General features: G+C 50.9%; 8 protein-coding genes and 1 riboswitch. Of the genes, 5 read left to right on the top strand and 3 right to left on the bottom strand.

The annotated features are described in order from the left end of the window. Positions 1 to 116 precede the first annotated feature (116 nt). The 4 genes from ABF463_RS06185 (at position 117) to ABF463_RS06170 (ending at position 5,455) form a co-directional block, all read left to right on the top strand. The gene (locus tag ABF463_RS06185; protein WP_415532697.1) at positions 117 to 983 is read left to right on the top strand and encodes a lysophospholipase; all 867 of its coding nucleotides are present in this window, start codon (positions 117 to 119) and stop codon (positions 981 to 983) included. Between the two features lie 127 nt (positions 984 to 1,110). Further along, complete coding sequence (locus ABF463_RS06180; RefSeq protein ID WP_415532696.1) at positions 1,111 to 2,202, top strand: glycerol dehydrogenase; 1,092 nt, start codon at positions 1,111 to 1,113, stop codon at positions 2,200 to 2,202. Between the two features lie 387 nt (positions 2,203 to 2,589). Next, positions 2,590 to 2,782, top strand: a riboswitch (cobalamin riboswitch). Between the two features lie 77 nt (positions 2,783 to 2,859). Next, a complete protein-coding gene (metE, locus tag ABF463_RS06175; protein ID WP_415532695.1) occupies positions 2,860 to 5,139 on the top strand; it encodes a 5-methyltetrahydropteroyltriglutamate--homocysteine S-methyltransferase in 2,280 nt (759 codons plus the stop codon). Between the two features lie 94 nt (positions 5,140 to 5,233). After that, positions 5,234 to 5,455 (top strand): hypothetical protein, encoded by a 222-nt coding sequence (locus tag ABF463_RS06170; RefSeq protein ID WP_415532694.1) that lies wholly within the window; start codon positions 5,234 to 5,236, stop codon positions 5,453 to 5,455. A 69-nt stretch (positions 5,456 to 5,524) separates the two neighbouring features. On the opposite strand, the gene ABF463_RS06165 is transcribed toward ABF463_RS06170, so the two are convergent. Together ABF463_RS06165 and ABF463_RS06160 are read right to left on the bottom strand one after the other, a co-directional pair. Beyond that, positions 5,525 to 5,713: a ferredoxin gene (locus tag ABF463_RS06165; RefSeq protein WP_415532693.1), complete on the bottom strand. Its 189-nt coding sequence runs from the start codon at positions 5,711 to 5,713 to the stop codon at positions 5,525 to 5,527. 41 nt (positions 5,714 to 5,754) lie between these two features. Then, a complete protein-coding gene (locus ABF463_RS06160) occupies positions 5,755 to 6,099 on the bottom strand; it encodes a cupin domain-containing protein (protein WP_415532692.1) in 345 nt (114 codons plus the stop codon). Positions 6,100 to 6,485: 386 nt separating this feature from the next. On the opposite strand from ABF463_RS06160, the gene cobG reads away from it, so the two are divergent. Then, complete coding sequence (cobG, locus tag ABF463_RS06155; RefSeq protein WP_415532691.1) at positions 6,486 to 8,057, top strand: precorrin-3B synthase; 1,572 nt, start codon at positions 6,486 to 6,488, stop codon at positions 8,055 to 8,057. A gap of 159 nt (positions 8,058 to 8,216) precedes the next feature. Here cobG and ABF463_RS06150 read toward each other — a convergent pair whose 3' ends face one another. After that, positions 8,217 to 9,317, bottom strand: a complete 1,101-nt coding sequence (locus ABF463_RS06150) for an iron-containing alcohol dehydrogenase family protein (RefSeq protein WP_415532690.1) — start codon at positions 9,315 to 9,317, stop codon at positions 8,217 to 8,219. Between the last annotated feature and the right edge of the window lie 35 nt (positions 9,318 to 9,352).

Genomic DNA, 9,352 nt, shown 5'->3' with positions numbered 1-9,352 from the left:
GGGTATGAATGTGCTTTTCTCTATTGCAATGGATCTAAAATCTTGCTACAATACATATTAATCACATATAATTTATAATAATTATAAAGCGCATTTTGTTTCTTGGAGGTGTGGGAATGAACAGCCGTGACGAAATATTATTTGAGAATCGGGCGGAGGGTATGCTTTATTTCCATATTTGGAGACCGGAGAAACCTCCGAAAGCTGTTATTTGTCTTGTGCATGGGTTGGGGGATTACAGCGGCTGTTTTTTGCCGTTCGCGTCTTTTTTTACAATGGCTGGTTTTGCCGTAATGGCGATTGATCTGTATGGCAGCGGGCATTCAGCAGGTGACCGCGGAGACGTGCCTGATTTTGCACTGTTTTTGGATGAAGTCGAGTTGCTATTGGATTTGGCACGCGCGCGGTTTTCGGGACTGCCTTTGTTTTTGTATGGGCACAGCATGGGCGGAAATATCGTGCTGAATGAAGGATTGCGGCATAATCCGGATATTTCCGGTTTGGTGGCCTCGGCGCCATGGTTAAAAATGGTGGGGCATCCGGTACGTCGTGCGGCGGTGGCGGGGGTGATTGCACTGTTTTCCCCACGCCACCGCTTCGACTCGGGTCTGCATCCCGAGGGACTCAGTCACGACCCGGCATTCGCACGTTCTTACTTGGCCGACCCATTGATTCATGGGGTTGTGACGACACGCCTGTTTTGGCAGGCCAGTTGTGCAGGGCGCTGGGCACTGCACCATGCACACGAGATTGCTTTCCCGACGTTGATTATCCATGGAGGGGCAGATCCGGTCACGTCAGCTACTGCAAGCAAGGAGTTTGCTGAGCGAAGCGGCGGCAGGGTGGAATATCAAGAAATTCCCGGTGCATTCCACACGCTGCATAACGAGCAGAACAAAGAAGAGATTTTCCGAAGCATACAGCGATGGCTGGAACGGGTTCTGACAATGCAGTCCGCCGCAACCGGTCGAGTGCAGCTGTAAAGTGTTATGCTGAACGTTGGGAAGGCATGAAATCTTCTTATTCGATTAAGTTCGATAAATTTTTAACATAAATGTCTTGAATAAAAAGCATCCCTGTTATAAAATAGTGGGGCAAGGAGATGATTGCGTGTTAAAATTATTCAGAGCACCCCACAATTATATTCAGGGGAAAGATGCATTACTTGAGACTTATGACAATGTGAAGGACTTTGGCAAATCCTTTTTATTTGTTTGCAGCCGCAGTGCCCATAAGCAGGCACGCCCTTTGATCGAAAAAAGTTTTGAGGGCAAAGACAACAAAATCATTTTTGAGATTTTTGGCGGAGTAAGTTCCAATGGCGAGATCGAGCGGATGCGCAAGATTGTACGCGAGAACAAGATTGATGTCGTTTGCGGTGCGGGCGGCGGTAGTGCCATTGACACTGCAAAGGCGACAGCCTATTATGAGAAATTGCCGGTCGTTATTATTCCGACAGTGGCGGCAACCGATGCGCCTTGTACGGGTCTTTCGGTCATTTACAACGACGATGGCTCGTTTGACAAATACATTTTTTATCCGAAGAACCCCGATGTGGTCATTGTAGACACCTCGATCATTTCCAAAGCGCCGGTTAAGTTTTTGGTGGCCGGCATGGGCGACGCACTGGGTACCTACTTTGAAGCACGCGCCTGTGTGGCCAGCAACGCGCTCAGTCTGGAAAACGGCGGTATCACAAAATCCGCTTTGGCACTCTGCGAGCTTTGCTATGAAACATTGTTGCGGGATGGCTTGAAAGCCAAGCAGTCAGTAGAACATGGATTACTTACCCCTGCGGTGGAGAGCATCATTGAAGCCAACACGTTTTTGAGCGGTGTGGGAGCGGACAACGGCGGTTTGGCTGTTTCTCATTCGGTTTACAACGGGTTCACTGCGTTAGAGGAATGTGAAGCAACGCAGCATGGTTCTATCGTCGCATTCGGTACCATTGCACAGCTTTTGCTTGAAAATGCCTCTTTGGATGAGATTGAAGAAGTGGTGCATTTTTGCATTTCAGTTGGTTTGCCTATTACATTGGGCGAGATTGGCGTTACTGATGCCGAGCGTGTTCATATTGCGGCTGAAAAAGCGTGCGCACCGGGTGAGTCCATCCATAATTTGCTGGGCGACGTGACACCGGATGCGCTTTATGATGCGTTGATTGCAGCCGATGTGCTTGGCAAAACCTATTTGAACGCATAAATTTTAGTAGTAGTATCAGCAATAAAAGTCATTTGCTGAAATGAATTGACCCCAAAAAGTAAATGATGATTTTTCATCAAACAGTTGATAGGGTTTACTGTCTGTGTAAAGCAGGTGGTAAACCCTTCAATTTTGTCTTGATACGGTGATGGTTGTAAATCCATTTTACTTTTTTCTGTGAAGAAATTCTTTGAAACACTGTCACGAGAATATCGTGACAGTAATGCGGGGTTGTCTATGGCGTTTGATTTTTCACCCCAAAGCGGCATCAAACATAACCAGGTATATGATTTTTGAATATTTAAGCATAGTATTTTTGTTGTACAGTATAACAGACAAAATTGATAAAATATATTGACACTAAGGCATCTCCGTGCTTAAAATAAGACCAAGCGAAAACAATTCGGTGCCTCCGTGCCGGAGGAGAATAGGGAACCGGGTGAAAATCCCGGACAGCACCCACTACTGTAACCTGTGTCGGCTGCCGCAAATGCCACTGCCGTTTGGGTGGGAAGGCGCGGCTGCAGGGCTTTAGGCCCAGCAGGAAGCCAGGAGACCTGCCGGATTTGTTTGCTCTCATCTCTGGGACTGGAGATAGGGACAATTTTTATGCAAAAAGGTTGTGTCTATTTTCTCCTACATTATTTGGAGGAAAAAATGAAAAAAACATCTGTTATCGGTTACCCGCGCATTGGCGCGAGCAGGGAACTCAAAAAATGGACGGAAGCGTATTTCCGCTGCGAACTGGAGAAACAGGAGTTGCTGCAAAATGCGGCAGAACTGCGTAAGCGGCAGTGGCGCAAGCAGCACGATATGGGTGTGGATTTTATCCCGTCTAACGACTTCTCTTTTTACGACAGCATGCTGGATACGGCTGTGCTGTTTGGCGCGGTGCCCAAACGTTTTCGGGATCTGGGGCTGGATGCGCTGGACACATATTTTGCTATGGCAAAGGGCTACCAAGGCTCACACGGAGATGTGCATGCGCTTCCCATGCAAAAATGGTTCAACACCAATTATCATTATATTGTGCCGGAAATTGAAGACGACACCTGTTTTTCCTGTGGCTCGGAAAAGCCGTTTGCGGAATTTGAGGAATCAAAAGCGGCTGCCATCCCGACACGTCCGGTGCTGATTGGACCGTTCACCTTTCTAAGGTTGGCTGAAAACCGCTCGGGCAAATCTCTTCGTGTGCTTGCAGGGGAACTTCTGCCTGTTCTCCATGAGATTCTTTTGCGGCTGACCGAGTTGGGCGCAGAATGGGTGCAGATTGACGAGCCTTGTCTTGTGACAGATCTCGCGGAAGAGGATCTCGCGCTCTTTCGCATCCTTTACAACGACCTGCTTGCCATGCCGAACCGTCCGCGTATTTTGCTGCAAACGTATTTTGGCGACGTGCGCGACAGTTATACAATGCTGGTTGATATGGATTTTGACGCGCTAGGGCTGGATTTCATCGAGGGCGTGGAGAATCTGCATCTGCTGGAGCAGTATGGATTTCCCCAAGGCAAAATACTGGTCGCCGGTGTAGTGAACGGCAAGAACATCTGGGTCAACCACTATGAACAGACGCTGTCACTGATTCATCAAATTGCGCACGTGGTGGAATCTGATCGGTTGGTGTTGGGAAGCTCCTGCTCCCTACTGCATGTGCCGTATACCGTTCAAAACGAGTCGGGTATCCCGGATGCCTATCGCGAACACCTTGCGTTCGCAGAAGAAAAGCTGATGGAACTGGCAGAGCTGGGACGGTTGTCTGACGATTCGGCGTGGGAAACGAATCCGGCTTTTTTGCACAACCGCGCCATTCTAACTCGTAAACAGGATGCAGCCTTCCGTTTTGACGATGTACGCGCGGCCGTATCCCGTCTGAAAGGCGAGGATTTTACACGCTATCCATCTTTTGAGGAACGACGGACTGTTCAAAAGGCGGCGCTGAAATTGCCGCTGCTGCCTACCACGACCATCGGTTCTTTCCCCCAAACAAGTGAGGTGCGCACCCTGCGCCGGGATTTTAAATCCGGACGTATCACGGAAGAAACATACCATGCGGCAATCCGGAAGAAGATTGCGGACGTGATTGCCTTGCAGGAAAAAATCGGATTGGATGTATTGGTGCACGGTGAGTTTGAACGCAACGATATGGTGGAATATTTCGGCGAAAAGCTTGACGGTTTCCTCTTTACAAAAAACGCCTGGGTGCAGTCCTATGGCACGCGTTGCGTGAAACCACCGATTATATTTGGAGATGTGCGGCGGTCCGCCCCCATGACTGTGGACACTACTGCATATGCGCAGAGCCTGACAAGCCGCCCGGTGAAAGGGATGCTGACCGGGCCGGTTACGATTCTGAACTGGTCGTTTCCTCGTGAAGATCTTCCACGCCGGGAAATCGCGTTCCAGATTGCATTGGCAATAAAAGCCGAGGTGCAGGATCTGGAACAGGCGGGCATCCGTATCATCCAGATTGACGAGGCTGCCCTGCGCGAAAAACTGCCTTTGCGCCGGCGCGACTGGCACGCGCAGTACCTTGACTGGGCCATTCCGGCGTTTCGTTTGGTTCACGCATCCGTAAAAGCGGAGACTCAGATCCATACGCACATGTGTTACAGCCGGTTTGAAGATATTATCCGTGATATCGACGACATGGATGCGGATGTAATTACATTCGAATCGGCCAAGTCCGATCTGTCGCTGTTGGATGTACTCAAAGAGAGCCGTTTCAAAACAGAGGTCGGTCCCGGGGTGTATGATATTCACTCACCCCGCGTACCTGATCAGGCAGAGTTCGAGAAGATCATTCGACGGCTGATTACCAAGTTGGACATTCAACGCCTTTGGATCAATCCAGACTGCGGCCTGAAAACACGTGGCATGGAAGAGACAATTCCAAGCCTGCAAAACATGGTGTGCGCGGCTGAAAAGTGCAGAAAATAAGCAGGCAGGGCACATCCTATATCTTATGCGAGTTGCTTTATGTAACGGATTCCTGTGTCGCACAGAGATAGTTGATGTATTTGGCGGATTTGTGATGTTTTGCAGGTGCGCTGGCTGGCGGCAGCCAGTGCCATGGGCGGCAGCCAGTGCCATGGGCGGCAGTGAGAAGAATATCCAGCTGGGCATTGATCTCTTCGCGAAACTGGCTGCGCAGGGTCGGCTTTATATAGGTGACGGCTTCATGACTCATCTTGAAAAGGGCGATGTGCAGGTTGTAATCCTGCGGGATTGTCTGAGCCCAATTCTTTCCGATTAAGGCCTGAGACAAAAAAATCAAGCGGCCGCCATTTTTACAATGGCGGCCGCTTGACATGCTTTGCGGATGTTATTCCACAGTAATAACCGAAACCGGGCAGCCGTCCCGTGCCTCCATAGCAGATTCCTTCACCGCTTCCGGCACATCTTCCGTATGGACTTCCGCCACGCCGTCTTCCGCCATCCGAAAGACCTCCGGGCAGACCTGCGCGCACAGTCCGCAGGAGATACACCCACTTCTATCCAATTTTGCTTTCATAAAGAGCTCCTTTTTTAGACGTTAATAAGTCGGTATCCGCTTTATTGACGCGGGAATACAACCGTAAGCAGCATTTTGAACTGCTCCTCCGCTTTTACCGCGTGAGGGATGCCGGCGGGCATGACAATGGTTTCTCCCTTGCTCACTACGTACTCCACCCCCGCAATGGTGATACGTGCCGTTCCATCCAAAACTGTCACCATTGCGTCGCCGTCGGAGGCGTGTGTGCTGATTTCCTCGTCTTTGTCAAAGGCAAAAAGTGTGATACTCACGGCATCGTTCTGCGCGAGCGTGCGACTGATAATTTGGTCGGACTGATACGCGACCAACTCGGGCAGGCAAAGCGCCTGCCGATGTTCAATGTTTTTTAAATAGGGTGCACTCATAGAGGCCGCCCTCCTTTCTGTGTCTCGCCATCATTTTGGACCTCTCCGCTTGGTCTTATACAAAAACCGAACGGTATTCTGCGAAAAACGTCTTACTGATTTCTCGGCGACTCAGTTTTCCGCATCTGTGAGGACAACATGCAATTTATACGCATTTCTAAGGTCTGCGCTTTGTATTTTCTTTATTATAACAGCTTTCACAAACCCTTTGTGTTGCATCCACAACGCAAAGCATAATATTTTCACCTGCCATGTAAGTATTGACCGTTTGGGGAAACATGCTGGACAGGTCCACCTTTGCGTGCTATGATAAATCCGAATGCGCCATTCCGTGGTACATCCGCTGATTGGGCACATCCAAATCCACGACGACCGGGGGAACTGCTATGCCGACACCACTTGAATCTTACAAAGCCGAACTGAGTTTTGCCAAAATTGATGCACTTATCGCCCATTATCAGGAGACCGGATGGGAAAATATCGCGCAGCACGATGTGCAGGCGCTGAAATATGCCGGTGTTTTTGTGCGGCCCAAAACACCAGGTTTTTTTATGGTGCGCGTCCGGGTGCCGGGCGGCATCCTTAAAGCGGGCGGTTTTTCTGCCGCGCAGATGCGTGTGCTGGCTGAGATTACCGATGAATTCGGCCGCGATGTGCTTGATCTAACCACAAGGCAGCAAGTGCAGCTGCGTTGGATTCGGGCCGACGCGGTAACGTCAGTGCTGACCCGATTAAAACAAGCGGGGATGACCACGCTGCAAACCGGATTTGATAACGTTCGGAACATCACGACATGCCCGGCTGCGGGGCTAGACGCTTCCGAGGTACTGGATACCCGCCCATTGGTGGAAGAACTGAATGCCGCAATCATCGGCAATTGGTCAGCAGCCAATCTACCGCGTAAATTTAACATCACCGTTTCGGGCTGCCGATGCGACTGCACCCACGGCGAGATCAACGACATCGCGCTGATGCCTGCGGAAAAAGACGGGGTCGTGGGCTTCAATGTTTGGGTGGGCGGCGCGCTCGGCGCGTGGGGTACGGCGCGGGCCGTGTCTCTGGACATGTTCGTGCGCCCGGACGAGGCAAAGGACGCCTGTCTTGCCATCATCGCCGTCTATCGTGAAAAGGGCGACCGCGAAAAACGCGGCCGCTCCCGTCTGAAATTTTTACTGGATGCAATGGGGATGGATGCTTTTCGTTCTGCCGTGGCGGCACGTTTGCCATATGCGGCGCACCCGGCCGGCTCGGAATGGACCGAAGTGGGTTGCCATCACGACCACATCGGTGTACATCCGCAGAAAACGGACGGTCTGGTTTATGTGGGACTGCATGTACCGGCCGGTCGGCTGACGCTGAAGCAAGCAGACGGGTTGGCACGGCTTGCAGAGGAATATGGCAATGGGGAACTGCGGCTGACGCCTGCACAGAATATTCTATTGCCCAATGTGCCGCACGCGAAGCTGGACGCGTTACTTGCCGAGCCGCTGCTCCACGAGCTTTCTCCTGCGCCGTCCCCATTCCTCAGGGGACTGACGGCTTGCGCAGGCAATACGTTTTGCGCGTTTGCACGCATTGACACCAAAGCGCGCGCATTGGAACTGGTGCACTATCTGGACGAAGCGCTCGGGCAGGATGCATTGCAGGAGGTTGGAGCGTTGGATATACATGTTTCCGGCTGCATGAACAGCTGCGCGAACCCTTGGGTCGGATCCATCGGGCTGATTGGCAAAAAAATCAAACGTGACGACGGCATGGTGGAGGCAGCGGATATCTGCCTTGGCGGTGAGCCGGGGATGCACGGCGCATTTGCCCGTCTCTGGCGCACCGACGTGCCTTTTACGGAATTGGGTTCCTTCTTGGAAGGCCTACTGCGGCGCTTTTTGCAGGAAAAGGCCGAAAATGAAGGCTTTCGCCACTGGTGCTTTCGCAGTGGTATTTTAGATAACGAGGCGTAACCCGATATCTGCTTGACATCAAACAGACTATTGCCGTAACATGAGAAAACAGGCGGCCTATCTTCCACTAAGCAGAACAGCAGAGGCACAAGCAACCTAAACAAAGTCGCTTGTGCCTCTGCTGTTCTTTAATAACTGTAAAATGAGATACTGCTTAATTTAAGAGAAGCTCTGTACGTACATATTGTACAGGTCGTCCTGAGATGGCACTGTCGTACAATTGGCTATGTTTTTCGCATGGATCGCCAAACCGGAAAATTTCTGGAATTCTTCGTTGGTAATTTTCTCTTTTTCACCAAACAGACGGTTCAACACATCGCGGAAAGCAGCGGTGTCTTCCAACCCCATGATGTTGAGCAAGTGGCGAATGGCTTCCGGTTGTTGTTTTTCTGCAAAAGCCAAAAAGGAGGCGAGTAACAGTCCGTTTGCGCGACCATGGTCGATATGATGGAAATAGGTCAGCGAGTACCCCATGCAATGGACGGCGGTGGTGCCGGTATGCGCAATCACGATGCCGGCGAGGGTTGAGGCATAGATGAGATCGGCGCGACAGCTCGCGTCAGTCGTTCCGTTAAGCAGATTGCTGAAATTCCGCACAATTTTCCGAATACTTTCCTCCGCCAGCAGATTGGTAATGGCATTGGCTTTCGTGGAGAGCATTCCTTCAATAGCATGGGAGAGTGCGTCAATCGCTGTGTTGATGGTCGTGCGCAGGGGCAATCCGCTTGTATATTTGGCATCGATCAAGGCAAGCTTCGGAAAGAGCAGCGGCGTTGCAATGCTGGTCTTGGATTGTGCCAGGTCATTGGTGAGAATGGAGTACTGTGTCACTTCCGAGCCGGTTCCAGCTGTTGTGGGCAGCAGGATGAGCGGTAAAATCTGTTGGGTATACGGCCCGGTGAACAGCATCTGGTCTGGAAGGTTCTGGCAGGCAAGCAGTGCAATGGCCTTAGATGCATCCATGGGTGAACCGCCGCCGATGCCAATGACGAAATCTGCGTTGTTCTGTTTTGCAAACGCCGCCCCCTCACGCACGTTGGCAATGGTGGGATTGGTCTCTACCTTATCAAATATGGCGAAACCGATGCCTTGTGCAGTCAATGCGTCAGTGACATCCTGCAAAGAACCGTTTGCCCGTGCCGAATGTTTGCCGGTCACAATCAGCGCTTTCGTTCCAAATTCTTTGAACAAAGAGGCATTTTTGCGAACGCAGTCCTCATCCAGCAATACGCGCGTGGGTAAAAAAAAGTGAACAGACATGGTTTTACACTCCAATTTCCGCATAATTTTCAGAC

The sequence above is a fragment of the Ethanoligenens sp. genome (assembly GCF_047718355.1).
Taxonomy (GTDB): Bacteria; Bacillota; Clostridia; order Oscillospirales; family Ethanoligenentaceae; genus Ethanoligenens.
Note: the sequence above shows the minus strand (reverse complement) of the source record. Positions and strands in the feature narration are given on the sequence as shown.

Excerpts from the sequence above, each read along its gene's own strand:
- ABF463_RS06160 (WP_415532692.1), bottom strand. The coding sequence starts at position 6,099 with ATGAGTGCACCCTATTTAAAAAACATTGAACATCGGCAGGCGCTTTGC.
- ABF463_RS06165 (WP_415532693.1), bottom strand. The coding sequence starts at position 5,713 with ATGAAAGCAAAATTGGATAGAAGTGGGTGTATCTCCTGCGGACTGTGC.
- metE (WP_415532695.1), top strand. The coding sequence starts at position 2,860 with ATGAAAAAAACATCTGTTATCGGTTACCCGCGCATTGGCGCGAGCAGG.
- cobG (WP_415532691.1), top strand. The coding sequence starts at position 6,486 with ATGCCGACACCACTTGAATCTTACAAAGCCGAACTGAGTTTTGCCAAA.
- ABF463_RS06150 (WP_415532690.1), bottom strand. The coding sequence starts at position 9,317 with ATGTCTGTTCACTTTTTTTTACCCACGCGCGTATTGCTGGATGAGGAC.
- ABF463_RS06170 (WP_415532694.1), top strand. The coding sequence starts at position 5,234 with ATGTTTTGCAGGTGCGCTGGCTGGCGGCAGCCAGTGCCATGGGCGGCA.
- ABF463_RS06185 (WP_415532697.1), top strand. The coding sequence starts at position 117 with ATGAACAGCCGTGACGAAATATTATTTGAGAATCGGGCGGAGGGTATG.